Annotated in this window: 21 protein-coding genes; 7 read left to right on the forward strand and 14 right to left on the reverse strand. The window is 68.2% G+C overall.

Annotated features, from left to right (window positions below):
• Positions 1 to 53 precede the first annotated feature (53 nt).
• On the reverse strand, positions 54 to 1,334 hold the full coding sequence (locus tag BLW00_RS00675) for an extracellular solute-binding protein (RefSeq protein WP_092547797.1): 1,281 nt from the start codon (positions 1,332 to 1,334) through the stop codon (positions 54 to 56).
• 48 nt (positions 1,335 to 1,382) lie between these two features.
• Positions 1,383 to 2,537 carry an ROK family transcriptional regulator gene (locus tag BLW00_RS00680; RefSeq protein ID WP_092547801.1) on the reverse strand — a complete coding sequence of 385 codons (1,155 nt, stop codon included), beginning with the start codon at positions 2,535 to 2,537 and terminating at the stop codon, positions 1,383 to 1,385.
• A 105-nt stretch (positions 2,538 to 2,642) separates the two neighbouring features.
• Between BLW00_RS00680 and BLW00_RS00685 the strand changes: the two genes are divergently transcribed.
• Positions 2,643 to 2,996, forward strand: coding sequence for a YrdB family protein (locus BLW00_RS00685; RefSeq protein ID WP_092547803.1), 354 nt, complete (start codon positions 2,643 to 2,645; stop codon positions 2,994 to 2,996).
• Complete coding sequence (nagA, locus tag BLW00_RS00690) at positions 2,993 to 4,138, forward strand: N-acetylglucosamine-6-phosphate deacetylase (RefSeq protein WP_092547806.1); 1,146 nt, start codon at positions 2,993 to 2,995, stop codon at positions 4,136 to 4,138. The genes BLW00_RS00685 and nagA overlap by 4 nt, the downstream gene beginning before the upstream one ends.
• Positions 4,139 to 4,246: 108 nt before the next feature.
• On the opposite strand, the gene BLW00_RS00695 is transcribed toward nagA, so the two are convergent.
• Positions 4,247 to 5,464 carry an NADP-dependent isocitrate dehydrogenase gene (locus BLW00_RS00695; RefSeq protein ID WP_092547809.1) on the reverse strand — a complete coding sequence of 406 codons (1,218 nt, stop codon included), beginning with the start codon at positions 5,462 to 5,464 and terminating at the stop codon, positions 4,247 to 4,249.
• A gap of 155 nt (positions 5,465 to 5,619) precedes the next feature.
• Between BLW00_RS00695 and BLW00_RS00700 the strand changes: the two genes are divergently transcribed.
• From BLW00_RS00700 to BLW00_RS00710, 3 genes are read left to right on the forward strand one after another with little or no spacing between them, the layout of a single operon-like run.
• Positions 5,620 to 6,072: a GNAT family N-acetyltransferase gene (locus BLW00_RS00700; RefSeq protein WP_092547812.1), complete on the forward strand. Its 453-nt coding sequence runs from the start codon at positions 5,620 to 5,622 to the stop codon at positions 6,070 to 6,072.
• Positions 6,069 to 6,452 carry an MGMT family protein gene (locus BLW00_RS00705; protein ID WP_092547815.1) on the forward strand — a complete coding sequence of 128 codons (384 nt, stop codon included), beginning with the start codon at positions 6,069 to 6,071 and terminating at the stop codon, positions 6,450 to 6,452. Before BLW00_RS00700 ends, BLW00_RS00705 begins: the two co-directional genes overlap by 4 nt.
• Positions 6,449 to 6,859, forward strand: coding sequence for a hypothetical protein (locus BLW00_RS00710; RefSeq protein WP_092547818.1), 411 nt, complete (start codon positions 6,449 to 6,451; stop codon positions 6,857 to 6,859). The genes BLW00_RS00705 and BLW00_RS00710 overlap by 4 nt, the downstream gene beginning before the upstream one ends.
• Positions 6,860 to 6,901: 42 nt before the next feature.
• Here the strand turns inward: BLW00_RS00710 and BLW00_RS00715 are convergent, their stop codons facing one another.
• The 9 genes from BLW00_RS00715 to sucC form a co-directional block, all read right to left on the reverse strand.
• Positions 6,902 to 8,710, reverse strand: a complete 1,809-nt coding sequence (locus BLW00_RS00715) for an ABC transporter ATP-binding protein (RefSeq protein WP_092547821.1) — start codon at positions 8,708 to 8,710, stop codon at positions 6,902 to 6,904.
• Positions 8,707 to 10,593, reverse strand: a complete 1,887-nt coding sequence (locus BLW00_RS00720) for an ABC transporter ATP-binding protein (RefSeq protein ID WP_092547823.1) — start codon at positions 10,591 to 10,593, stop codon at positions 8,707 to 8,709. Before BLW00_RS00720 ends, BLW00_RS00715 begins: the two co-directional genes overlap by 4 nt.
• Before the next feature lie 202 nt (positions 10,594 to 10,795).
• Positions 10,796 to 12,004 (reverse strand): dimethylargininase, encoded by a 1,209-nt coding sequence (gene ddaH / locus BLW00_RS24175; RefSeq protein ID WP_092547825.1) that lies wholly within the window; start codon positions 12,002 to 12,004, stop codon positions 10,796 to 10,798.
• A gap of 68 nt (positions 12,005 to 12,072) precedes the next feature.
• Positions 12,073 to 13,695 (reverse strand): bifunctional phosphoribosylaminoimidazolecarboxamide formyltransferase/IMP cyclohydrolase, encoded by a 1,623-nt coding sequence (gene purH, locus BLW00_RS00730; protein WP_092547826.1) that lies wholly within the window; start codon positions 13,693 to 13,695, stop codon positions 12,073 to 12,075.
• Positions 13,692 to 14,285 (reverse strand): phosphoribosylglycinamide formyltransferase, encoded by a 594-nt coding sequence (gene purN / locus BLW00_RS00735; protein ID WP_092551747.1) that lies wholly within the window; start codon positions 14,283 to 14,285, stop codon positions 13,692 to 13,694. Before purN ends, purH begins: the two co-directional genes overlap by 4 nt.
• 2 nt (positions 14,286 to 14,287) lie before the next feature.
• Positions 14,288 to 15,574, reverse strand: coding sequence for a cell division protein PerM (locus BLW00_RS00740; protein WP_092547827.1), 1,287 nt, complete (start codon positions 15,572 to 15,574; stop codon positions 14,288 to 14,290).
• A gap of 75 nt (positions 15,575 to 15,649) precedes the next feature.
• Positions 15,650 to 16,162 (reverse strand): hypothetical protein, encoded by a 513-nt coding sequence (locus tag BLW00_RS00745; protein ID WP_092547828.1) that lies wholly within the window; start codon positions 16,160 to 16,162, stop codon positions 15,650 to 15,652.
• Positions 16,163 to 16,265: 103 nt separating this feature from the next.
• Positions 16,266 to 17,168 (reverse strand): succinate--CoA ligase subunit alpha, encoded by a 903-nt coding sequence (gene sucD / locus BLW00_RS00750; protein ID WP_092547831.1) that lies wholly within the window; start codon positions 17,166 to 17,168, stop codon positions 16,266 to 16,268.
• Between the two features lie 14 nt (positions 17,169 to 17,182).
• Positions 17,183 to 18,352 (reverse strand): ADP-forming succinate--CoA ligase subunit beta, encoded by a 1,170-nt coding sequence (gene sucC, locus BLW00_RS00755; RefSeq protein WP_092547833.1) that lies wholly within the window; start codon positions 18,350 to 18,352, stop codon positions 17,183 to 17,185.
• Positions 18,353 to 18,573: 221 nt separating this feature from the next.
• Here sucC and BLW00_RS00760 point away from each other — a divergent pair, with 221 nt between their 5' ends.
• Complete coding sequence (locus tag BLW00_RS00760) at positions 18,574 to 20,427, forward strand: hypothetical protein (protein WP_139256567.1); 1,854 nt, start codon at positions 18,574 to 18,576, stop codon at positions 20,425 to 20,427.
• 8 nt (positions 20,428 to 20,435) lie between these two features.
• Here the strand turns inward: BLW00_RS00760 and BLW00_RS00765 are convergent, their stop codons facing one another.
• Both BLW00_RS00765 and BLW00_RS00770 read right to left on the reverse strand, forming a co-directional pair.
• Entirely contained in the window at positions 20,436 to 22,844 is a 2,409-nt protein-coding gene (locus BLW00_RS00765) for an ATP-dependent helicase (RefSeq protein ID WP_092547838.1), read from the reverse strand.
• 12 nt (positions 22,845 to 22,856) lie between these two features.
• A complete protein-coding gene (locus BLW00_RS00770; protein WP_092547839.1) occupies positions 22,857 to 23,927 on the reverse strand; it encodes a glycerophosphodiester phosphodiesterase family protein in 1,071 nt (356 codons plus the stop codon).
• Positions 23,928 to 24,077: 150 nt separating this feature from the next.
• On the opposite strand from BLW00_RS00770, the gene BLW00_RS00775 reads away from it, so the two are divergent.
• On the forward strand, positions 24,078 to 24,908 hold the full coding sequence (locus BLW00_RS00775; protein ID WP_092547840.1) for a Bax inhibitor-1/YccA family protein: 831 nt from the start codon (positions 24,078 to 24,080) through the stop codon (positions 24,906 to 24,908).
• The last annotated feature ends 55 nt before the right edge of the window (positions 24,909 to 24,963 follow it).

Below are 24,963 nucleotides of genomic sequence, written 5' to 3' on the forward strand. Positions count from 1 at the left end.
GCTGTTCGCGCAGCGGCCACCGCCGTTTCTCTCGGCTCCGAGGAGCCGGGAGGCTAGGAATTCAGGATGCCGTCGATCTTCTCGTCGAGCGCCTTCGCGAGCTGCTCCACGTCGCCGCCCTCGGCGATCGACACGAAGAAGTCGGTGAGCGCTCCGGAGGCCTCGACGTCGGCCCACTTCGGCGAGGCCGGGGTGAGCTTGGCGTTGGCCGCGGCCTCGGCGATCGCTTTCGCGACGTCGTCGGTGCCGAGGGTGGACGCCAGCGAGAGCTTGGCGGGAACGAGACCGTTCTCGCCGAGGATCGTCTGGTAGTCGTCGCTCAGCATGATCTCGAGCGCGTCGGTGGCGAGGTCGGGATGAGCCGACTTGGCCGCCACGGCGATGTTCGAGCCACCGGCGAAGACGTGTGCCGCGCCACCGTCCTTGCCCGGGAGGGCGTAGACGCCGAGGTTGGCTTCCTGATCGGGGCAGCCGGGCGCATCCGCGTCGGCCGGGGCGAGGATCGATCCCTTCACCCAGCTGGGCGCCGACAGGTTGGCGACGGTGCCCTCGCAGAACGGCACCTGCGGGTCGGTCTCGTTGCCGTCCTTCGGAGCCACGGAGGCCTTGGTCATGACCTCCTGCACCTGCTTCAGCCCTTCGATCGACTCGGGGCTCGAGAAGGTCGAGGTCCAGGTGTCGCCGTCTTGCGTGGCGATCTCGCCGCCGGCCTCCCAGATGTAGGGCAGGGCGTTGTACCAGTCCTGGCCGGGGAAGTAGATGCCCGAGACGCCCGGGTTCGCCTGGGCCAGCGCGACGCCGTTGGAGACGTACTGGTCGAGGGTGGTCGGAACCGTCAGACCCGCGTTCGCGAGCAGGTCCTTCTTGTAGAACACCAGACGGGCGCCCGAGTAGTAGGGCGCGGCATAGAAGGTGCCGTCATAGCTGCCGGCCTCTACGAAGCCGGGCAGCAGGTCGTCGCCGCCGAGCTCCTCGTACTTGTCGCTGAGGTCGAGGAAGGCGCCTGCCGAGGTGAAGGCCGCGGCCTGGGTGTTGCCCACCTCCACGACGTCGGGGCTGTCGGAGCCCGAGAGGTTCGTGGTGAGCTTGTCGACCAGGCCCGTCCAGCTCTGCTCCTCGATGGTGAGCGTCGAGCCGGGATGCTCGCTCTCGAAGGTCGTCTTCAGGTACTCGCGCGCGGCATCCGGGGTGTCGGTGCCGTTCAGCCAGACGCGGATGTCCGCGCCGTCGGCCGCGTCGGTGCTGCCTCCCGATGAAGTTCCACCGGCGCATCCGGCGAGCGCGAGGGCTGCCGTGAGGCCGAGGGCGGTGACAGCGAGTGTCGTCTTCCTCATTGTGTTCTACCTTTCCTAGGGCGATGGATATCTGGGTGCGAAGGGCTCTTACGAGACCCCGAGTTGGCCGGAGAGGACCATGACGGCCGCGCCGCGCAAGACGATGTCCTGCCCGAGCGTGGTCATCCGAAGCGTCACGGAGCCGTGGAACTCGGCCATCGTTCGGTTTCGGAGCGTCTCGACGGTGGCGGCCGCGAGCGGCCCGTCGAGAAGTTCGGTGGGGCCGGCGAGGATGACCTCGCTGAGGTCGAGCGCGCCGACCACCGGGGCGAGGGCGATGCCGAGGCGTTCGCCGGCTTCGCGGAGGACGGCCGTTCGCGCGGCGTCCCCCTCCTCCTCGAGTCGTTCGATCAGGTTCGGGATGCTCAGCCACGTCTCGAGGCAGCCGCGCTTGCCGCAGGCGCACACGGCTCCCCCATCGGTGCCGACCACGACGTGGCCGATCTCGCCCGCGGCGAAGCGGCTGCCGAATAGGGGTGTGCCGCCGAGCAGCAGTCCGGCGCCGACGCCATGGCCGATCTTGATCAGCATCGCGTCGCTGTCGGCGCCGCCGAAGCTGTGCTCGGCCAGCACGGCCGCGTTCGCGTCGTTGGCCACCAGCACGGGAACTCCGAATCGGGCGTTCAGGATGCTCTGCAGCGGCATCCCGTTCCAGCCCAGGTTCGGAGCGCTCAAGACCACGCCGCCGAGGTCGACCACACCCGGCGAGCCGACGCCGATGCCGAGGATCGGCACGGTCGCCTGATCGACCAGTTGCTGCGCGAGGGCGACGACCTTCTCGACCGCGGCCTCGCCGGTGCTGCCCGCGAGAGCCACCTCGGCCCGCGCGCTGATCGTGCCGTCGAGATCGAGCAGCGCACCCGAGAAGGTGGAGTGCTCGGAGAGGTCGAGGCCCACGATCACGAAGGCGCTGCGGTCGAGATCGAGCAGGGTGGCGGGCTTGCCGGGGCGGGTCTCTTCGCGCTGGCCGAGTTCCACCACGAGGCCGTCGGCGATGAGGTCGGCGACCAGCGCGCTCACGGTGACGCGGGTGAGGCCGGTCTCCCGGGCGATGTCGGCGCGGCTGCGCCGACCGGAGCGGTAGAGCGTCTGCAGCACGAGCGAGCGGTTGTGCCCCCGAGCGTGTTCGGGCAGCACCTTCGAACTCGGTCTCAGGGCCCTGCCGTGTGCGAAGCCGGCATTCGACGCCGATGTCGTGGTCATGTTTGTTAGTAAAGCTTACGAACAAACACCTCCACAAGGCCTCGCTCCGATTTGATAGTGATCTTTACAAACTCGAAACATTTCCCTCGCTAGTACCATGGGCGAGTGCCAGAAGAACCCCCCGACAGCCGCCTCGGCGTCAACGACTTCGTCCGATTCCTGCTCGAACTGTTCGCGTTCTTCACCTTCGCCTTCTGGGGCTTCGTGGCCTGGCCGTTCCCGTGGAACGTGGCGTTCGGTGTCGCGACACCGCTCTTCGCGATCGTGGTCTGGGCCCTGTTCCGCTCGCCCAAGGCCGTCATCCGCATCGACCCCTTCGGCAAGGCGCTCGTCGAGATCGTGATCATGGGCTCCGCCGCCCTGGCCTGGCTGATGCTCGGCCAGCCGATCATCGCCGTGGTGTTCGGGGTGCTCGCCGTGATCTCGGGCGTCATCGCGGGGCGCAAGGAGTTCCGGTGAGCATCGTCGTACACAGCGGTCGCAAGGCGGATGCCGACGGCCTCGTCGACGATTTCTGGTTCCTCGCTGAGGGCGACCGCATCCAGCGAACTGGCACCGGCGAGGGCTGGCGCGAACATCTCGCCGCGGAGACCGAGGTCGTCGATGCGAGCGGACTCTGGCTGACACCCGGGTTCATCGACATCCACAGCCACGGCGGCGCCGGGCACTCCTTCGACGACGGCACGGAGTCGATCCAGGCCGCCCTCGCCCTGCACCGCCGGCACGGCACCACGCGCTCGGTGATCTCGCTCGTGGCCAACCCGATGCCCTCGCTGCTCGTGGGCCTCGAGACGGTGGCGAGCCTCGCCGACAACGATCCGCTCATCCTCGGCGCCCACCTCGAGGGTCCCTTCCTGGCGCGCAACCACCGCGGCGCCCACAACCCCGACTTCCTGCACTCGCCCACGTCTGAGGAGGTGTCGCTGATGATCGCGCGCGGTCGCGGGCATCTCGTGCAGATCACCATCGCGCCGGAGCTGCCGGGCTCGCTCGAGGCCATCGACGCCTTCGTGGCGGCGGGCGTGGTGGTGGCCGTGGGCCACACGGATGCCGACCTCGCGCTCACCCGGGAAGCGTTCGACCGCGGCGCCACACTCCTCACCCACGCCTTCAACGCGATGGCCGGCATCCGTCACCGCGAACCGGGCCCGGTGGTGGCCGCGTTCGACGACCCGCGGGTGGGCCTGGAACTCATCGTCGACGGCTTCCACGTGCATCCGGATGTCGTGAAGATGGCGTTCCGCATCGCTCCCGACCGCATCGTGCTGATCACCGACGCCATGGCGGCGGCCGGCTCGGTCGACGGCCACTACCGCCTCGGCACGCTCAACGTGAGCGTCGCCGACGGGCGCGCGGTGCTCTCCGGCACGTCGACGATCGCGGGCTCGACCCTCACCCAGGACGCGGCGCTGCGCTGGGCGGTCGGCGCCTCGGGCATCGACCCGGTTCTCGCGATCGCGGCGCTCACCGCGAACCCGGCGCGCGCCATCCGCCGCGACCACGACCTGGGCTACCTGCGCCCCGGCTACGCCGCCGACGCCGTGCTCCTCGACGCCGACTGGACGGTCCAGTCCGTGCTTGCGGCCGGCCGTCGCCTCTGAGCCTCTGAGTCTCAGAGTCTCAGAGTCTCTGAAGCCGACACTTCCGCACGCAGACGCAGAAGGCCCCCGACCGCCGAGCGGTGGGGGGCCTTCTGCGTCGGCGGGAGCCTAGGCGGCCATGCGCGCCTTGAGGTTCTCGTCCAGCGTCGCGAGGAACTCCTCGGTGGTCTGGTAGGGCTGGTCGGGGCTCACGAGCAGCGCCAGGTCTTTCGTCATCTTGCCCGACTCGACCGTCTTGATCACGACGTCTTCGAGGGTGAGCGAGAAGTCGATCAGCTCCTGGTTGCCGTCGAGCTTGCCGCGGTGGGCGAGGCCACGCGTCCAGGCGTAGATCGAGGCGATCGGGTTGGTCGACGTGGGCTTGCCGGCCTGGTGCTGGCGGTAGTGCCGGGTCACGGTGCCGTGCGCGGCCTCCGCCTCGACGACCTTGCCGTCGGGCGTCGACAGCACGGAGGTCATGAGGCCGAGCGAGCCGAAGCCCTGGGCCACGGTGTCGCTCTGCACGTCTCCGTCGTAATTCTTGCAGGCCCAGACGTAGCCGCCCTCCCACTTCATGGCCGAAGCAACCATGTCGTCGATCAGCCGGTGCTCGTAGGTGAGGCCGGCCGCGTCGAAGCGCTCCTTGAACTCGGCCTCGAAGATCTCCTGGAAGATGTCCTTGAAACGGCCGTCGTAGGCCTTCAGGATCGTGTTCTTGGTGGAGAGGTACACCGGGTAGTTGCGGCTCAGGCCGTAGTTGAGCGAGGCGCGGGCGAAGTCGCGGATCGAGGCGTCCTGGTTGTACTGCACCTGGGCGATGCCGTCATCCGGAGCATCGTAGACGTCGAACTTCAGCGGCTCGGAGCCGTCTTCGGGGGTGAACTCGACGGTCAGCTTGCCCTTGCCCTTGAACACGAAGTCGGTGGCGCGGTACTGGTCGCCGAAGGCGTGACGGCCGATGATGATCGGCTTGTTCCAGCCCGGCACGAGGCGCGGGATGTTCGAGATGATGATGGGCTCACGGAAGATGACGCCGCCGAGGATGTTGCGGATGGTGCCGTTCGGCGACTTCCACATCTTCTTCAGGCCGAACTCCTCCACGCGGGCCTCATCGGGCGTGATGGTGGCGCACTTCACGCCGACACCGTGCTTCTGGATGGCGTGGGCCGCGTCGATCGTGACCTGGTCGTCGGTCGCATCGCGGTGCTCGATGCCGAGGTCGTAGTACTCGAGGTTCACGTCGAGATACGGGTGGATCAGTGTGTCTTTGATGGCCTGCCAGATGATTCGAGTCATCTCGTCGCCGTCGAGTTCGACGACGGTGCCTTCAACCTTGATCTTGGACAATTCAGCTCCTCAACAGCCGCCGGAAATGGGCCGTCAGCCAGTTTACCCGTTCCGGGAGATATCTCGACATCGAGATAGTTTCCGGAGAGCGAACGGCGGCGCGGCTGCGGCCCGGCGCGGTGGCGCGGCCCGATCGCAGCCGTTAGCCTGAGTCCATGAGTGAACTGAGGCTCGAAGAGCTGTCGGCATCGAACATCGTGGCGGCGAACACGCTCTCGCTGAAGCCTGGCCAGGAGCAGTTCGTGGCTCCGGTCTCGCACTCCATCGCCGAGGCGTACGTGAACCCCGTGACGGCGTGGCCGCGCGTGGTGCTCGAAGACGACGAGGTCGTCGGCTTCATCATGGGCAACTTCGATCCGGATGCGCCGGAGGTCGAGTTCCGCGGGTGCATCTGGCGCATCAACGTCGCGGCCACCGCGCAAGGCCACGGAGTGGGGCGGTTCGCCGTGCTGGCTCTCGCCGACGAAGCGCGCACACGCGGATTCGACCGCGTCACCGTCATCTTCGAGCAGGGCGAGGCCGGCCCGGCGGCGTTCTTCGAGAAGCTCGGGTTCGTGCCGATCGGGGAGACGCCCTACGGCGAGACCATCGCCGCGCTGGATCTGTGAGCCCTGGCTCCACCGACCACCAGGAGCCGGTGTCGCCGCCCTCCTTCGTCGACGACGTGCTCGACATCGTCGACTCGATCCCGCCCGGCCGGGTGCTGAGCTACGGCGACGTCGCCGCACTGCTCGGAACCCGTGCTGCGCGCGCGGTCGGCAGCGTCATGCGCCGGTACGGGCACGCGCATCCGTGGTGGCGGGTGGTGCGGTCGGGAGGCCTCCCGCCGGCCGGCCACGAGGCTCGTGCCCGCGAGCACTACGAGGCCGAAGGCACCCCGCTCCGAGCGATCTCGCGGGAACCGGGCTATGCAGTCGAGTACGCTGTAGCTCGGTGGCAGCCGTTGCACCCGGATGCCCAGCAGGAGAGGATCACCCACAGCCGATGAAAAGACGAGCGCTTCTCGCCGGATTAGCGGCGGCAGGACTCGTCGCGACGCTGTCCGGTTGCACCTTGGCGAACGCCATCACTCCGCCGATCGAGACCGCAGTGTACGCAACGACGCCCGACTCGAGGGCGGCGGGCGCTACCCTGCCACTCCCCTCGTTCGTTCCTGACGACGCCGTAATGATTCGGATCAAGGAGAATTCCGAGACCGGTGACGCCATCCTCGTCTTCGGAGACGGAGCACCGGAACCGATAGGCGCGCCGTGCGATGCCTCCGAGGCCGACAGCGCCCCCGCGCTGGACGACACCTGGTGGCCTCAATCCATCCCCACCGATGGCGTGACCTGCATTGACGGCTGGCATATTTTCGTCCTGTCCGCGACGCAATTCTACGGCTGGAAGTCCTAGGGGGACTGACACCCGGACCACCCCACCAGATCAGGGCACCGATCAGACGAGCGACTCGCGCCAGGAGGCATGCAGTTGCGCGAACCGGCCGGTTCCGCCGATCAGCTCCTCCGGTGTTCCGTCTTCGACGATCCGTCCCTGCTCCATCACCAACACCCGGTCGGCGATCGAGACCGTCGAGAGGCGGTGGGCGATGATCACCGCCGTGCGGTCGGCGAGAAGCGTCTGCAGCGCGTCCTGCACCAGGCGCTCGCTCGGGATGTCGAGCGACGCCGTCGCCTCGTCGAGGATGAGCACGGTCGGGTTCGCCAGGAATGCGCGCGCGAACGAGATCAGCTGACGCTGACCTGCCGAGACCCGCCCGCCACGTTTGTTGACGTCGGTCTCGTAGCCGTTCGGGAGCCCTCGGATGAACTCGTCGGCCCCGACCGCGCGAGCCGCCGCGATGATCTCGTCGCGGCTCGCCTCGGGCTTGCCGATGGCGATGTTGTCGGCCACCGTACCGGAGAACAGGTAGGCCTCCTGGGTCACCATCACGATGGCACGACGCAGGTCTTTCGGGTGGAGGTCGCGCAGGTCGATGCCGTCGAGGGTCACCCGGCCCGCGGTCGGGTCGTAGAACCGCGAGATCAATTTCGCGAGCGTCGACTTGCCCGCTCCCGTCGATCCGACGAGCGCGATCGTCTGCCCCGCCGGGATGACGAGGTCGAAGGAGGGCAGGATCGGCCGGTCGGCCGTGTAGCCGAACTCCACGTCGTCGAAGGTGACCGCGCCGGTCGACTCCCAGAGGTCGACCGGGCGCTCCGGGTCGGCCACGCTCGGCCGTTCCTCGAGCACGCCCGAGATCTTCTCGAGTGCAGCGGTGGCGCTCTGGTAGCCGTTGTAGAACATCGCCATGTCTTCCATCGGATCGAAGAACCGGCGGGTGTAGAGCACGGCGGCCAGCAGCACACCGATCTCCATGCCGCCGTCGACCACCCGGAATCCGCCGAGCAGCAACACCACAGCCACCGCCACGTTGCCGATCAGCACGAGCCCGGGGTCGTAGATGCCGAAGAGCTTGATCACACGCGCGTTGGCGTCGCGGTAGTCCTCCACCAGGCCGCCGAACTCCACCTCGTTGCGCTTCTCCTTGCGGAAGGCCTTGACCGCGCGGATGCCCGTCATCGTCTCCACGAAGTGCACGATCAGCCGGGCGGACGCGACGCGCGTGCGCCGGAACATCCGCTGCGACCGCAGCTGGAACCATCGGGTCAGGATGAGCAGCGGCACCAGCGACGCGAGCAGGATGAAGCCCGACTGCACATCGAGCAGGAACAGCGCGACCGCGGTGAACGCCATATAGAGCACGCCCTGCACGAGCTGGTTGATGCCCGAGTCGAGGAGTTCGCGGATCGCATCCAGGTCGCTGGTCTGGCGCGAGATGATGCGACCCGAGGTGTAGCTCTCGTGGAATTCCAGACTCAGCTTCTGGGTGTGCAGGAAGACGCGCTTGCGCAGATCGAGCAGGATGGCCTGGCTGATCCGCGCGGAGAGCACGGTGAACCAGGCGATCAGCACGGCGCCGACCACACCGGCGAGCAGGTAGGCAACCCCGGCCAGCGCAACCGGCATCCAGTTCTGATCGAGCAGTGCGGGCAGCCCGGTGTCGATGCCGTAGGCGATGATCGACGGGCCGGCCACCTGCGAGATGGTGCTGATGATCACCACGATGATGCTGAGCACGAGACGCGCCCGCATCGGATGCACGAGCGAACCGAGCAGGCGCAGCGAGCGCTGCCGGATCTGGCGGCTCTCCGCGCGCGAGAAGTCGTCGCGCTCCTCGCCCTCGACTCCGAGAACGGATGTCATGATGCCACCTCCTTCGTGGTGATGCCGAGTTCGGCGTCGCGGATCTCGGCTCGTTCTTCGGCGTCGTGCCGCTCCGCGCGCTCCTCGGCCTCGCGCGCCTCGGCGCGCTCGTCGGCGTCGAAGCTCGAGATGACGAAGCGGTAGTGCGGGCTCGTGGCCAGCAGCTCCGAATGCGTACCCACCGCGGTGACGCGCCCGTTCTCGAGCAGGGCGACGCGGTCGGCGAGCGCCACGGTCGAGGGCCGGTGCGCCACGATCAGGGCGGTGGTGGTGGCCAGCACGCGCCGCAGCGCAGCCTCGACCAAGGCCTCGGTGTCGACGTCGAGCGCCGACAACGGATCATCGAGCACCAGGATGCTGGGCCGCGCCGCGATGGCGCGGGCGAGCGCCAGACGCTGCCGCTGTCCACCGGAGAGACTGAGCCCCTCCTCGCCCACCTTCGTGTCGAGCCCCAGCGGGAGGTCGTAGACGAATGAGGCCTGCGCGATCTCGAGAGCCTCGCGCAGATCGTCTTCCGAGGCATCCGGCCGGCCGAGCAGCACGTTCTCGCGCACCGTCTGGCTGAACAGGGTGGCCTCCTCGAAAGCCATGGCGATCCGGGTGCGGAGCTCGTCGCGGCTGAGATCGCGAACGTCGACGCCGTCGACCCGCACCGCTCCCCCGGTCACGTCGTACAACCGCGTGGTGAGGGCCGTGAGCGTCGACTTGCCCGATCCGGTCAGACCCACGAGGGCCATCGTCTCCCCGGGCTCGACGGTGAGCGTCACGCCGTCGATGAGGTCGGGGAACGACTCGGGCGCATCTTGGTAGCGGAAGTGCACGTCGTCGAAGCTCAACTCGCCGTGTCCGTCGACCACGGTGGAGGGCGACGCGGGGTCTTCGATCGTGTTGACCGAGTCCATCACCTCGAAGAAGCGGAGGGTCGCGGTCTTCGCGTCGAGCGTCATGGCGAGGAAGTAGCCCATCGACCAGATCGGGAACAGCAGCACCGTTCCGGTGGCGAAGAATGCCACCAGCTCGCCCACCGAGGAGGCGCCCGTCGATGCCAGCCAGACGCCCACCACGAGGCAGACGCCGAAAGCGAGGTCGGGGATCAGAGTGAGGTAGAGCCAGATGCCGGCGATGGCCTTGGCCTTCTCGATCTCCGTGCCGCGCAGCTGCTCGGCCTGCGACTCGAAGCGCTTCAGCGCGTAGCGGCTGCGGCCGAAGGCCTTGAGCACACGGATGCCGTGCACCGACTCCTCGACACTGGTGGCCAGGTCGCCGGCCTGGTCTTGGCTGCGGCGCGCGACATCCGAGTACTTGCGCTCGAAGGCGAAACTGTAGGCGATGACCGGAACGGCGGCCGCCGCGAAGATGAGGCCGAGAACCCAGTTCAGGCTGATCAGGATGATCACGCCGCCGATCAGCGTCAGCACGTTCACCACCAGCAGCACGAGCCCGAACGACAGCCAACGACGGATGAGATTGAGGTCGCTGACAGCGCGCGAGAGCAGCTGGCCGCTCGGCCACCGGTCGTGGAACGACACGGGGAGATCTTGCAGCTGCGCGTAGAGCGAGTTGCGCATCCGGGCTTCGACATGGGTTCCCGGGGTGAGCACGAGTGCCCGGCGCGCGCCGATCAGCACCGCCTCGACCACACCGAGGGCGAGCACGATGCCGGCGGCGAGCCAGATCTGGTTCGCGTCACCGTCGGCCAACGGGCCGTCGACCATCCATTGCAGCACCTGGGGAATGGCGAGCGCCACCACGCTGGCGGAGAGCGAGACCACCATCGCGCCGTAGATGCGCGGCAGAGCGGCCTGCACATACGGGCGCAGGCGCGAAAGCACCGCCACCGTTCCGGCAGCAGGCGCAGCGGTCGTGCTGGACGTTTCTGACATTCGTGATCTCTCTTCGCAACACGCATCGTGTTCGTGGCACAACGCTTTGCCACACGCATCGATTCCCCGAGTGGCGTCGTCGGGGCACGCCGATCACCCCCTTTCCAGGGGTGGAGGCGTCGCGGCAGCCTTACAGGCTATCGGCCGGAGGAGCAGAAAAGCAACAGGGAATTCGGCAGATGCTCGTCGGGCAGGTCCGGGCTCAGCGCACGCGTACCGAAAGACACGTGACGCATCCTTCGAGCTTCTCGAACTCCGAGATGTCGACCGAGATGACACGGTAGCCGAGCCCCTCGATCAGCCGCGCCGACTCCGGGGCACTGGCGGCCACGAGCACGGTGTCGTCGGTGAGCACCACCACGTGGGCGCCGCTGGGCTCCGGCATCTCGAGGAAGCGATCGAAGATGAACGGATCGTCGACCAGCGGACGATAGCCGATCACCGTGCCGTCGGGCAGGGCGGTGACCGCGCTCTTCAGGTGCAGGGCTTTGGTGACGGGTACCGCGACCACCGAGTAGCCGCGCGGGGCGAGGATCTTGCGGAGCTGGCGGATGCCGTCGGAGTTGGTGCGTCCGCCACGACCCACGAACACCGTGGTGCCGACCTTCAGCACGTCTCCGCCATCGAGCGTGCCCGGACGGTTGATGCGCTTGGCCTCGATGCCGAGCGAGCGGATGCTCTCCTCCACCGCCGGGAGCTCGGCGATCCGCGAATCGGCGCCGGGGCTGCCGATCACGGCCAGTGTGCCGAACATCACCACGGTGTCTTCGACGAACACGGAGTCGGGCAGGTCGTCGGCGATGGGCACCTCCACCGGGTCCCAGCCACCGCCGGTCAGGGCGGCGACGTACTCCTCCCACTGCTCCTCGGCGAGTTCGAGGTCGACGTCACTGCGCTCGATGTAGGTCACCAGGCCGTCCGGCAGGGAAGCCGCGGGCCGGCGCACCAGCACGTACTTCTTGCGCAGCACCTCCTGCTGCTCGTCGATCGCGATGCGGGTGTGGATGCGCCGGGCCACGGTGACGGAGGCGATCACCGCCGCGAGCTCGAAGATCAGGTTGGTGCCGATCAGGGTGCCGAACAACTGGCCGATCAGATCGCCGCTGAGCACGGCTCCGTTCGCGAGCGAGGCGATCCCGGTGCCCACCAAGCCGGCGAGCGCGGCCGACACCACGCCCGCGATCAGCGCCGTGTACCAGCGCTGGTACGCCCCGATCAGGCCGAACACCGCCGACAGCACGAAGAGTGCGATCGTGCCGTCGATGAAGAACAGGAACGCGACGCCGAAGGCCTGCACGGCCTGCCCGTTCGCCACGAACACCGCGAGGGATGCCGAGGCGAGCGCGACCACCGCGATCACGGCCGCAGCCGCCACAGAGGCGGTGAGCGACCGGAGTCGGAACGATGACATGTCTAGACCTTAGGTGATGATGCCTGGATGCTGCCGGCGAGCGAGGTGAATGCGCGCTCGGAGTGGGATCAGTGGAAGAAGTGCCTCTCGCCGGTGAAGTACATGGTGACGCCCGCTTTCTCGGCCGCAGCGATCACATCGGCGTCGCGCACCGATCCGCCGGGTTGCACGATCGCCGAGACACCCGCCTCGATCAGCACCTCCGCGCCGTCGGCGAAGGGGAAGAACGCGTCGGAGGCGGCCACCGAGCCCGCGGCCCGGTCTCCGGCCCGCGTCACTGCCAGATGGCACGAGTCGACGCGGTTCACCTGGCCCATGCCCACACCGACGGATGCGCCGCCCTTGGCGAGCAGGATGGCGTTCGACTTCACCGAACGGCAGGCCTTCCAGGCGAACTCGAGGTCGGCGAGGGTCGCCTCGTCGGCGGGCTCGCCGGCTGCGAGGGTCCAGGTCGAGCGATCGAAGCGGTCGAACACGTCGCGCGTCTGCGCCAGGAAGCCACCGCTGATCTGGCGGAGTTCGACACCTTCTCGACCGTAGCCCTCCGGCAGCGTCAGCAGGCGGAGGTTCTTCTTGGTCGACAGCAACTCGAAGGCGTCGGCGTCGAAGGCGGGGGCGATGAGCACCTCGGTGAAGATGTCCTTCACCGTCTCGGCCATCGCGAGCGTCACCGGGCGGTTGGCTGCGATCACGCCGCCGTAGGCCGAGACCGGATCGCAGGCGTGGGCCTTCGCGTGGGCCGAGGCGATCGCATCCGGTGCATCCGAATCGGCCAGCGCGATGCCGCAGGGGTTCGCATGCTTGATGATGGCGACGGCCGGCTCGGCGAAGTCGTAGGCGGCGCGAACGGCGGCGTCGCCGTCGACGAAGTTGTTGTACGACATCTCCTTGCCGTGGAGCTGGATCGCCTGCGCGATCCCGTGGCCGCCGGCGCGCGTGTAGAGAGCGGCCTGCTGGTGCGAGTTCTCGCCGTAGCGCAGGGTCTGTGCCTTCTCGGCCGTGACGGAGAGCACATCCGGGAAGCCGGGCTCCGCGTCCGCGGGCGCGGGGTCGATCTCGGCACCGAGCTGCTCGGCGAACCACCCGGCCACCGCGGTGTCGTACGAGGCGGTGTGCGCGAAGGCTTCAGCGGCGAGGCCGCGGCGCACGGCAAGGCCCGTTCCTCCCGCGGCGAGCGCGGCCACGATGTCGTCGTAGCGGTCGGGCGAGACCACGATGGCGACATTCGCGAAGTTCTTCGCCGAGGCGCGCACCAGGGCGGGGCCGCCGATGTCGATCTGCTCGATCACGGCGTCGGGCGCGGCACCCGAGGCCACGGTCTCGCGGAAGGGGTAGAGGTTCACCACGACGAGGTCGAACGGCCGGATGCCGAGCTCCGCCAGCTGGTGCTTGTGCGACTCGAGCCGCAGGTCGGCCAGGATGCCCGCGTGCACGCCCGGGTGCAGGGTCTTGACACGGCCGTCGAGCGACTCCGGGAATCCGGTGACGCTCGAGACCTCGGTGACGGCGACGCCCACTTCGGCGATGGTCTTGGCGGTCGAGCCGGTGGAGACGATCTCGACGCCGGCGCCCGCGAGGGCCTGAACCAGCTCGACGAGCCCCGTCTTGTCGCTGACCGAGATCAGCGCCCGGCTGATCGGCACCGTGTCGCGATGCGTGTAGAGGCTCGGGTCGTGCTGGGGGCCACTCATCGTGCTGCTATCTCCTCGAGGTCGACTGCTCCGTTGGCGATGTCGAGCACGGCCTGCACGAGCAGGTCGCGTTCGACGGACTTGATGCGCTCGTGCAGCTCGTGCTCGGTGTCTCCCGGGTAGACGGGCACGGAGCGCTGCACGATGACCGGCCCGGTGTCGACGCCCTCGTCGATCACATGCACGGTGACGCCGGTGGTGTCGACACCGGCTGCCAGGGCGTCGCGCACGGCGTGGGCGCCGGGGAACGCGGGCAGCAGGGCGGGATGCGTGTTGATGATTCGCGGGGTGAGAGCCGAGACCACGGCGGGCGGCAGGATGCGCATGAACCCGGCGCACACCACGAGATCGGGCGACCAGCGTTCGATCTGCTCGAGAAGCTCGGCGCCCCAGGCCTCACGGGAGGCGAAAGAGGTGGGCACGACGGTGAAGGTCGAGATCTCGAACTCCTCGGCGTGCGCGAGCCCTGCGGCATCCGTATCGGAGCCGACCGCGATGACTCGGGCGGGATACTCGGCGTCGCTGGACGCTTCGAGGAGCGCCCGGAGATTGGAGCCTCCCCCGGAGATCAGGACCAGGAGGGAGAGCACCGTCACAGTCTATCGGCAGCGCCCGGGCCTCCTGTGCGGGCTCCGGCGAGCAGGCCCAGCAGCATCGAGGCGGTCAGCTCGACGAAGGCCCACACCCAGACCCAGCCCGCATCCGGCCCGACCTCGGCCAGCCGCCCCGGCCCCGCCGCGCCGCCCGACCAGAGCGCGAGGAGGGCGAGGATGCTCGCACCGACGACGCCCCCGCCGACCGCGGTCAGCACGAGCCGCAGCGCCCGGGCACCGCCGGTTCGCGCGGTGCTCAGGCTGGGTCCGATTCGACCGTTCACGTTCGCGAGGAAGGCGGGCCGCAGCACGGCCGCCGTGAGATAGCCGACCACGATCGGCACCAGCAGACCGGCGAATCCGAGTGCGGGCGTTCCGTGTGGCAGCGCCCCGAACACCGGCAGCGACGGCACCAGCCCGATCTGGGTGCCGAGTGGAGACACGGCCGATCCGGCGCCGAGCGCGAATCCGGGGCCGACGAACCAGCTCGCCGTCCAGATGATGAGGTTCGGCAACAGGGCAAGTTGTGCCAGGGTGAGCGAGATGCCGCCGAGGAGGCCGGCTTGGAGGCTCTCGTAGAGTGAGACGATCGACGAGAAGCCGAAGACCAGGATGAGCGCCATCGCCACCGCGGCGAGCCCCACAACGCCGGCAGCGGCGATGGTGCCGGCTCGGAGCACGAGGGCCACGAGTCCGCGGTCGCCCGGCGCGATGGCCGAGAGCCGGGTGCTCCAGCGGCGGCGGATGCCCGACGTCGCGCCGAATTCGACAGGAGCGACCCGGCGCGAGGTCCACGCGTAGCCGATCGCGAGGCCGATGGCATAGACGAAGGCCGGGTAGAGCAGGCTCTGCGCCAGCGAAGGCACGGCAGCCGGATCGCGCACGCTGAGCGCGACGAGGCCTGCCAACACACCGAGGCTCACCACCCCGACGACGGCGCCGGTGACCGGATAGGGCGTGGCCGCCAAGCGTCTGCCCGACCGCGCGCCGAGCAGCACGGTCACGAGGGCGAATCCGAGGGGCGCGATGCCGACCTCGAACGGCACCTGCGCGCCGTCGAGCGCGAGTCGCAGCGCCAGGTCGGGGTCGATCGTGAAGAGCACGTCGACGCCGTTGCCGAGGAGCCACGCGTCGCCGGAAGCCCGCCAGAACACCAGCCAGTCGATCGCGAGGCCGAATTGCGTCGCCCAGAGGATGGTGAGCGGGATGAGAGGGATGCCCACGCCGATTGCGACGACGATCACCGCGTCGAGGGCGGCGAGCAGAGCGGTGATTGGTCGATTCATGCGTGGCCGAGCCTACCCGCCGGGTCGGCGCATCCGTCGACGGCGCGCTCGGTCTCGGCGAGCTCGCCGGTGGGGTCAGTGGAAGACGGCCTTGAGCAGGATGACGGCGACGCCGAGCAGACCCGTGGCGAGGCCGCCGAGCAGGCAGAAGTACCAACGGCTACCCCGTTCGGCGAAGGCGAGGGTGCCGAGCACGAAGAGGATGACGACGCCCACGAACAGGGCGAGCAGGTAGGCGAGGTCTTCGGAGAGGATGCCCGCGGCGCCGAGCGCGAGCACGAGGATCGGGATGATGGCCGCGATCAGGAGTCCGGCGGAGTGCCGCACGGCATTTCCGAGCGCCTCGCCGATCGGGATCTCGACGCCGCCGCGCTTGCCGTGGTGGGCGACGGTGGCGGCGAAGACGTGAGCGATCCAGAACACGAAGCTGGTGCCGGCGACCACGACGAGGAGGTTGAAGTCGCTCTCGTCGTCGTCGGCGATCACGATCAGCGCGCTGACGATGATGGTTCCGTAGATCGACTCGGGCGTCACCAGCTCATGCCGCAGCCGCCGATACAGACTCTGTTCGCTGCGCACCTGCGTCATGCACTCATTGTGCCAGGGCGAGCGCACTGGTTCAGAAACGCAAACGTCGCGGCGACCGGGCCGCTCTATGACTCGGTTGCCGCGACGTTTGCGGTTCTCGACGTTACAGCGCTGCGTAGACCTCGCGAAGGAGCGCTGCGGTCTCGCTCGGCGTCTTGCCCACGCGCACTCCGGCGGCCTCGAGGGCCTCCTTCTTGGCCTGGGCGGTTCCGGCCGAGCCGGAGACGATCGCTCCCGCGTGGCCCATCGTCTTGCCCTCAGGGGCGGTGAAGCCCGCGACGTAGCCGACGACCGGCTTGGTGACGTTGGCCTTGATGAAGTCGGCCGCGCGCTCCTCGGCGTCGCCGCCGATCTCGCCGATCATCACGATCGCCTTCGTCTCGGGGTCGGCCTCGAACGCGGCGAGCGCGTCGATGTGGGTGGTGCCGACGATCGGGTCGCCGCCGATGCCGATGGCGGTCGAGAAGCCGAGGTCGCGCAGCTCGTACATCATCTGGTAGGTCAGCGTGCCCGACTTCGAGACGAGCCCGATCGGGCCTTTACCGGTGATGTTCGCGGGGGTGATGCCCACGAGCGACTCACCGGGGCTGATGATGCCGGGGCAGTTCGGGCCGATGATGCGGGTCGCGTTGCCCTTCTGCTTCGCGTAGGCCCAGGCCTCGGCGGTGTCCTGCACCGGGATGCCCTCGGTGATCACGACGAGCAGCGGGATCTCGGCGTCGATGGCCTCGATGATCGCGTCCTTCGAGAACGCGGGAGGCACGAACGCGATCGACACGTCGGCGCCGGTGGCCTCGATGGCTTCCTTGACCGTGCCGAACACGGGCAGCTCGATCGGGTTGCCGTCTTTGTCGGTGTGGCTGACCGTCGTGCCGGCCTTGCGGGCGTTCACGCCGCCGAGCACCTGGGTGCCGGCCTTCAGCATGAGGGCGGTGTGCTTGGTGCCCTCACCGCCCGTGATGCCCTGGACGATGACCTTGGAATCCTTGTTCAGAAAAATCGACATTCTTTGTCCTTTGCTTACTTCGCCGCTGCGGCGAGCTCGGCGGCCTTGTCGGCGCCGTCGTCCATCGTCAGAGCCAGGGTCACGAGGGGGTGCGCGGCCTGCTGCAGGATGGCGCGGCCCTCCTCCACCTTGTTGCCGTCGAGCCGCACCACGAGGGGCTTGGTCGCGCTGTCGCCCAGCACCTCGAGGGCGCCGACGATGCCGTTCGCCACGGCGTCGCAGGCGGTGATGCCGCCGAAGACGTTCACGAAGACGCTCTTCACCTGCGGGTCGCCGAGGATCACGTCGAGTCCGGCGGCCATGACCGCGGCGGATGCTCCGCCGCCGATGTCGAGGAAGTTGGCCGGCTTCACGCCGCCGTGCTTCTCACCGGCGTAGGAGACCACGTCGAGGGTCGACATCACGAGGCCGGCGCCGTTGCCGATGACACCCACCTCGCCGTCGAGCTTCACGTAGTTGAGGTCGTTCTTCTTCGCCTTGGCCTCGAGCGGGTCGGCTGCTTCGGCGTCTTCGAGCGCCTCGTGGTCGGGGTGACGGAATCCGGCGTTCTCGTCGAGCGAGACCTTGCCGTCGAGAGCGACGATGTCGCCCTCCTCGGTGAGCACGAGCGGGTTGACCTCGACGAGGGTCGCGTCCTCGCCCTTGTAGACCTCCCACAGCTTCACGAAGACCGGGGCGACCTTGTCGACCAGCTCGGCGGGGAATTTGGCGTCGACGGCGATCCGCTTCGCGATCTCGAGGTCGATGCCCGCGATCGGGTCGACCTCGATGCGGGCGAGGGCCTCGGGGCGCTCGACGGCGAGCTGCTCGATCTCCATGCCGCCTTCGTAGCTGGTGAGCGAGAGGTAGGAGCGGTTGGCGCGGTCCAGCAGCACCGAGAAGTAGAACTCCTCCGCGATCCGGGCGCCGCCGGCGACCATGACGCGCTTCACGACATGGCCCTTGATGTCCAGACCCAGGATGGCCTTGGCTGCTTCTTCGGCCGCCTCGGGGTCTTTGGCCACCTTCACGCCGCCGGCCTTGCCGCGTCCGCCCACCTTGACCTGGGCCTTCACCACGGTGACGCCGCCGAGCTGTTCGGCCGCCGCCCTGACCTCTTCGGGAGTGTCGGCGACGATGCCCGGCAGAACCGGCACCCCGTAGCGCTCGAACAGATCACGGGCTTGGTACTCGAATAGATCCACGCTGGTCTTCCAATCGATTTCTTCTCGTCGCCCCATGTGGACGGGGCATGACTCAAGGCTCGACGAAGAGAAGGTTCCCCTTCATCGCTCCGGACACCACCTAGAACTCTACCCCCGCCACGAGGGCCGTCTTGTCCTCCCCGGATGCCCGGATCGGCACGACTGTGCACAGATCTCCGCCGGTCATGTCGCGCCGGATGCGCGCCGTTCACGCTGGATTCATGAACCGAATCCCGCGCATCCTGATCGCCTTCTTCCTCAGTCTCATCACCGTCTCGCTCGCCCTCTCAGCAGGAGCGACAGCCTTCGCCGTGCAGGCCGTCGCGCACGGCCAGGGGGTGATCTGGAAAGTCGATCACACGTCGTGGCTCGGCAACTACGAACTCGATGACGGCAACTTCGGCTACTGCATCGATGTGACGCGTCCGGCACCGCACGGCGCCGACTTCGACTACGTCGACGGCTCCGACGCCGGCTGGTTCTCGGCCGACGACTCGGCTCGGCTGGCCTTCATCTCGCGACGGTGGGGAGCACCCGGCGATCCCTTGACGGCGGCTGCGGCCCAACTCGCGGTCTGGACCATCACGGGCCTCGCGGGTCACGACCAGGCGTACTTCGCGCAGCGCGCCAACGACGATGCCGATCTGGTGATACAGGCAGCGAACCACATGCTGCAGGTCGCGAACGGCGGCGCGGGGGCGTCGCGCGGGGCCTCGGCGACAGCCGAGCTGGTGCTCGAGGGCTCCAAAGGCTCCGTGGTCTCCCAGCTGACGGCCGACTACCTCTCCGGCCCGGAGATCGTCACCCCCGGCTCCTTCGCAGGGCGGATGACGCTGCACGGTGCCACCTTCGACGGAGGCGGCACCACCGCCCTGGTCGGCAACGGGGTGGTCACACGAATCCATCCGGAGCAGTCGGGTGCCACCGAGCAGGTGTCGGTCGACGTCGTCTACGACGATCTGCCGTTCGGGTCCGGCTTCCGTCTCGGCCGTAACACGGGCGACAGCCAGAACCTCCTCGTGACGCAACCGTTCCCCACGTCGGCGCGGGCGTCGGATGCGGAACGCGGGCCGACCGGGCTGCCGTTCGGCCCCCAGGTGCAGACCACCACGAGCAGCGCGATCGCAGAGCCTGGCGCAACCCTCACCGACACCCTCGAGCTCGGCGTGCACCCCGACTCGCCCACGGGAGACGAGTGGGGTGTGTACCGGGCGCCCGATGGATCGTTCGCGCCCATCCCGGTCGTGATCGAGAGCGTGCTGCTCGGGCCGTTCCCGGCACGGCCGGTGGAGAGCGATGCCGCGCCGGCCGATGCGCCCGTGGTCTGTACGGTCGAGTCCGTGGTGGAGACCGGGCCCGGCACCCTCGAGTCACCGCCGTGCGAGGTGCCCGAGGCGGGGTTCTACGTCTGGACCGATTCGATCGACCCCGCCCGCACCCCGTTCGAGAAGGGTGGTGACCGGTTGATGGCCTGGGCGTCGAAGTTCGGCGTCGCCTCGGAGACGACCGTCGTGCCGGCCTCTCCGCAGATCGCCACCGTCGCCTCAGCGGGTCAGATCTCCGACCATGGCTGCGTCAGCGACCGGCTGACCGTCGACGGCTTCCCCGAGGGCGCCGAGCCGATCACCGTCACCTCGACGCTGCTCGGCCCGTTGACCGATCGGCCCGCGGAGGGGTCGACGCCGAAGGGCTGGATCGACTTCCCGGTGGCGGGCACCGTCACCACTGCCATCGCGACGAACGGCACCCACGAGACACCCTGCATCCCGGTCACAGCACCCGGCTTCTACTACTTCGTGTTCGAGTCGGCTGGCAGCGATCCGTCCGCTCGCGCGGATTCGCCCGCGCTCATACCGGCATTCTCCGACTCACGGGTGCACGAGTCGGAATCGGTGGCTGTGTCCGCGCCCACCACTCCCCCGGCCCCCGAGGCTTCGCCGACACCGCCCGTTTCGGCTCGACTGCCCCAGACCGGCGGAGGCGGAACTCCGACCGTGATGTCCACCGTGCTCGCGGTGTGCGCGGTCATCGCCGGGCTGGCGGGCCTCGGCCTCACCTCTCGGCGCTGGCGATGACGACCGGCTCAGATCTTCTCGATCGGCGCGATCTTGATCAAGAGCTTCTTCGGCCCGGCAGCTTCGAACTGCACATGGGCGACGCGCTTGGCGCCTTCGCCGGTCACCTGGTTCACCCGTCCCTCACCGAAATCGGTGTGACGGATGCGGTCGCCCGGTTGGAGTTCGAGGTCACCGTTGTCGCGCACCTGCCCGGTGACCCGGTTGGCCCATTCGGTCTTCGGCCGGGGAGGGCCCGGCGGGATGCCGAGTCCCGAGTCGTTGCCCCAGCGGGAACCGCCACCGTAGCTCCCCCGACCGCGGTTGGCGTTCAGGGCCCGCGGTTCGGAACCGCCGCGAGAGGTGGCCATACCAGGCGACTGGATCCAGTCGATCAGCTCGGCCGGTATCTCCTGCAGATAGCGGCTCGGCATGGCCACCGCGGTCTCGCCGAACTGGGCGCGGGTCATCGCGAGCGACAGGAAGAGCCGTTTCTTCGCCCGGGTGATCCCCACGTAGAAGAGGCGCCGCTCCTCGGCCGGCCCCCCGGGCTCGCTCGCCGACATCCGGTGGGGCAGAAGGTCTTCCTCGACGCCGGTGAGGAAGACGGCTTCGTACTCCAGGCCCTTCGCCGTGTGCAGCGTCATCAACGAGACGGTGCCGCTGGAGTCGTCGAGATCGTCGACCGCGGCCACGAGGGAGACCTCGGTGAGGAAGTCGAGCAACGTGCCGTCGGGGTTGTTGCGGTTGAACTCCTTCGTCACGGCGAGCAGCTCCTCGACGTTCTCAGCGCGCGCCTCGTCTTGCGGGTCGCGGGTCGCCCGCAGGCTCTTCACGTAACCGCTCTGCTCCATCAGGAGCGCGAGCACCTCGCTCACCGGGGCTTCGCCGCCCGGGCGATCCGGCGTCACGAGTTCGGTGGCCTCGTCGAGCAGGGCGGCGAGCTGCAGAATCGCACCCGTCACCTTCGGGCCCAGCCCGAGCTCGGGGGCGCGGCGCATCGCCTCGCGGTAGCTCACGTTCTCGCGCTCGGCGAACGACGCCAACTGCGTCTCCGTCGCCGGCCCGATGCCGCGCTTCGGGGTGTTCAGGATGCGGCGCAGAGCCAGCCCGTCGAAGGGATTCGCCACCGAGGTGAGATAGGCCATGGCGTCTTTGATCTCGGCGCGTTCGTAGAACTTGGTGCCGCCCAGCACCCGATACGGCAGGGCGGAGCGGATGAAGATCTCCTCCAGCGCACGGGTCTGCGAGTTGGTGCGGTAGAACACGGCGATCTGGTTGTAGGCCATTCCGCCCTCGCGCAGCTTGGCGATCTCGTCGGCTACGAACTGTGCCTCGTCATGACCGGAATATCCGGTGAAGCCGACGATCTTCTCGCCGTCGCCCACCGCGGTCCAGAGCTTCTTGTCTTTGCGATCGAAGTTGTTCGAGATGACCGAGTTCGCTGCCGAGAGGATGTTCTGGGTCGATCGGTAGTTCTGCTCGAGCAGCACCACCCGCGCTCCGGGGAAGTCGCGCTCGAACTCGACGATGTTGCGGATGTCGGCGCCCCGGAAGGCGTAGATCGACTGGTCGGAGTCACCCACCACGGTGAGCGAGGCGCCACCTCCGCCGAACGCGGGGATGCCCGCCAGTTCGTTCGACTCCGGCGGTTTGGTCAGTTCGCGGATGAGCGCGTACTGCGCATGATTCGTGTCCTGATATTCGTCGACCAGGATGTGCCGGAAGCGCCGCTGATACTTCTCGGCCACCTGCGGGAACGCGCGGAAGAGGTAGACGGTCTGGCTGATCAGGTCGTCGAAGTCGAAGGCGTTCGCATCGCGCAGCGCCCGCGAGTAGGCCCGGAAGATCTCGACGAACATCGCGTCGTTCGGGTCGGAGAAGTTCGCCTGTCGCGCGTAGCTCTCCACATCCGTCAGCTCGTTCTTGAGCTTGGAGATCTTGCCCGTGACCTGAGCCACCGTGAAGCCGAAGGTGTCGGCCTGCAGGTCTTTGATGATCCGCTTCACCAGGGCCCGCGAATCCTGCGAGTCGTAGATGGTGAAGCTCTTGGTGAAGCCGAAATTCTCGGCCTCGCGGCGGAGGATGCGCACGCAGGCGGAGTGGAAGGTGGAGATCCACATCCCCTCCGCCACCTGCCCGAGCAGCTGGCCGACGCGCTCCCGCATCTCGGCGGCCGCCTTGTTCGTGAAGGTGATGGCGAGGATCTGGCTCGGCCACGCCTCGCCGCCCTTGATCAGGCTCGCGATGCGGTGGGTGAGCACCCGGGTCTTGCCACTGCCCGCGCCGGCAACGATCAGCAGCGCAGAACCCCGGTAGACCACCGCTTCGCGCTGCTCGGGGTTCAGCCCTTCGAGCAACTCGTCGTCGGTGGCAGGCCCCGTGCCGCCGACCACGATCGGCGTGATGCGGGGAGTGGTTTCGGTGGTGTCGCTCATGCTGCACCAAGTTTAGGCCGCGCCACCGACAGTGCCGCGTGCCGAGACCGCGAGGTCGGGCTGGTCGGCGAAGACACCGTCGACACCGGTGTCCAGGATGGCCCGGAACTCCTGTTCCCATTGCCCGAAAGCGGCTTTGTCGTTCCCCAGCCGGAAGTTGCGGGGGAGAAAGCGGTTCTCGGCCCGGAGGGTCCAGGTGAACACCTGCAGGCCCGCCGCGTGCGCCCGCGACACGATGTCCGAGCTGCGGTGCGCGGCTCCGGCGAGGTCGCGCGGCATGATGATCGACTTGTCGACGCTGATCCCGTCGACCTCGCCCACCAACTCGGCGAGGCCCGCGTCGGTGAGGTGCGAGGCGTAGCCCGGGGCGCGCGAGCCTTCCCGGGCCACGACGTCGAACGGGGCGCCGCCGTCTTCGATGAGATAGGTGTAGCGCGCGGGCAGACCGCGTCGACGCAATTGGAGCAGCACCGTCTTCTCGAAGCTCTCGATGACGAGGCGATCCGCTCGATCGGCCCACCCCGACTCGGCCAGTTCCGCCGCCACGATCTCTCCGAGGGGCAAACCGATGGAGTCGAAGTAGGTCGCGTGCTTCAACTCGACGACGGCCGAGGGCCGAGCCGTGGCGATGCTCGGGGATTCCGCGTCGGCCGGGTTGCCCGGGGCATCCATTTCCGCCTCGTCGACGATGCGCAGCACGTCGGAGAGGCGCAGCAGCCCGAACCGCCCGTCGAAGCTCGCGCTCGAGGGCCGAACGGCGGGCAGGCGCTCCTTCGCCCTGAGCGTCTGCAGTTCGGGCCAGGTGAAGTCCTCCGTGAACCACCCGGTCAGCGGCCGGCCGTCGATCTCCTTGGTGCTGCGACGATCGGCGAACTCCGGATGCTCCGACACGTCGGTGGTGCCCGAGATCTCGTTCTCGTGCCGCACCACCGGCACTCCGTCGCGGGAGACCACGACGTCGGGCTCGATGGCGTCGGCGCCGAGCCCGAAGGCCAGCTCGTAGGCCGAGACGGTGTGTTCGGGGCGATAGCCGCTCGCCCCGCGATGGCCGATGACGAGAGGATGCACACCCAGGAAATCCATCACGCTGACACGCTACGCCGAACGCGCTCGCCGCCCTTGCATCCAGCCTGGTATGCGGCGGGAATTCGGCGTACTGCCAGTGAGTTCTTGGTGAGGGTGCACTAAGTTAGAGGTGTCCACGTTCACGTTCCCCACACAGAAGAGACTGACATGGCTGAAGCGTCTTCGAGCAACCCCGCCTTCTCGCGAAATCCGGTGTTCAACGGCAAGGGTGCGCCGGCGCAGGTTCCCACCATCTCGGCCGAGGGCCTGCAAGACATGTACGACCGGCCGGCGGCCACGCCGTCCGAGACCGACCGGATGAGCTACGAAGACACGATCGTCAAGACCGTGCTCATGTTCGTGGTGCTGCTGGCAACGGCGGCGGTCGGGTTCATCGCCAACTTCCCGGTTCCCACGGTGCTGGGCCTCGGCCTCATGATCGGCGGCGTCATCGGTGGCTTGGTCTTCGGACTGGTCAACGCGTTCAAGAGAGAGCCGTCCGTTCCGCTGATCATGCTCTACGCGGCCTTCGAAGGGCTCGCGATCGGCAGCATCTCCGGCTTCTTCGAGTCGCAGTGGTCAGGAATCGTGCTGCAGGCCGTGCTCGCCACCCTCGCCGTGTTCGGTGTGACCCTCGCGCTGTTCGCGAGCGGCAAGATCCGTGCTTCCAAGCGCGCCACCAAGATCTTCCTGATCGCGATCATCGGCTACGGCCTGTTCTCGCTCCTGAACTTCGTGCTCATGATCACTGGCGTCGTGACAGACCCCTGGGGTCTGCGTGGAGCCGTCGTCTTCGGCATCCCGCTCGGCATCGTCATCGGCCTGTTCGCCGTGCTGCTCGCGGCCTACTCGCTGGTGCTCGACTTCGACGCCATCAAGAAGGGCGTCCAGGCCGGCGCTCCCCGCAAGTACGGCTGGTCGGCCGCGTTCGGCCTCGTGCTGACGCTGGTCTGGCTCTACCTCGAGCTGCTGCGCATCATCGCGATCTTCCGAAGCTGACGCGCTGACTCAGCCGCCGCCCGGAGAGCATCGAGAGAACGGGGTCATCCGCATG

Origin of the sequence: Herbiconiux ginsengi (assembly GCF_900107435.1) — a bacterium.
GTDB lineage: Bacteria > Actinomycetota > Actinomycetes > Actinomycetales > Microbacteriaceae > Herbiconiux > Herbiconiux ginsengi.

What these genes read in the sequence shown, in the direction of transcription:
- BLW00_RS00710 (WP_092547818.1), top strand. Translation starts at nt 6,449, where the DNA reads ATGAAAAGACGAGCGCTTCTCGCCGGATTAGCGGCGGCAGGACTCGTC.
- BLW00_RS00740 (WP_092547827.1), bottom strand. Translation starts at nt 15,574, where the DNA reads ATGAATCGACCAATCACCGCTCTGCTCGCCGCCCTCGACGCGGTGATC.
- ddaH (WP_092547825.1), bottom strand. Translation starts at nt 12,004, where the DNA reads ATGTCATCGTTCCGACTCCGGTCGCTCACCGCCTCTGTGGCGGCTGCG.
- purH (WP_092547826.1), bottom strand. Translation starts at nt 13,695, where the DNA reads ATGAGTGGCCCCCAGCACGACCCGAGCCTCTACACGCATCGCGACACG.
- BLW00_RS00680 (WP_092547801.1), bottom strand. Translation starts at nt 2,537, where the DNA reads ATGACCACGACATCGGCGTCGAATGCCGGCTTCGCACACGGCAGGGCC.
- BLW00_RS00775 (WP_092547840.1), top strand. Translation starts at nt 24,078, where the DNA reads ATGGCTGAAGCGTCTTCGAGCAACCCCGCCTTCTCGCGAAATCCGGTG.
- BLW00_RS00675 (WP_092547797.1), bottom strand. Translation starts at nt 1,334, where the DNA reads ATGAGGAAGACGACACTCGCTGTCACCGCCCTCGGCCTCACGGCAGCC.
- BLW00_RS00745 (WP_092547828.1), bottom strand. Translation starts at nt 16,162, where the DNA reads ATGACGCAGGTGCGCAGCGAACAGAGTCTGTATCGGCGGCTGCGGCAT.
- BLW00_RS00760 (WP_139256567.1), top strand. Translation starts at nt 18,574, where the DNA reads ATGAACCGAATCCCGCGCATCCTGATCGCCTTCTTCCTCAGTCTCATC.
- BLW00_RS00765 (WP_092547838.1), bottom strand. Translation starts at nt 22,844, where the DNA reads ATGAGCGACACCACCGAAACCACTCCCCGCATCACGCCGATCGTGGTC.
- BLW00_RS00770 (WP_092547839.1), bottom strand. Translation starts at nt 23,927, where the DNA reads ATGGATTTCCTGGGTGTGCATCCTCTCGTCATCGGCCATCGCGGGGCG.
- sucD (WP_092547831.1), bottom strand. Translation starts at nt 17,168, where the DNA reads ATGTCGATTTTTCTGAACAAGGATTCCAAGGTCATCGTCCAGGGCATC.
- BLW00_RS00700 (WP_092547812.1), top strand. Translation starts at nt 5,620, where the DNA reads ATGAGTGAACTGAGGCTCGAAGAGCTGTCGGCATCGAACATCGTGGCG.
- BLW00_RS00715 (WP_092547821.1), bottom strand. Translation starts at nt 8,710, where the DNA reads ATGACATCCGTTCTCGGAGTCGAGGGCGAGGAGCGCGACGACTTCTCG.
- BLW00_RS00720 (WP_092547823.1), bottom strand. Translation starts at nt 10,593, where the DNA reads ATGTCAGAAACGTCCAGCACGACCGCTGCGCCTGCTGCCGGAACGGTG.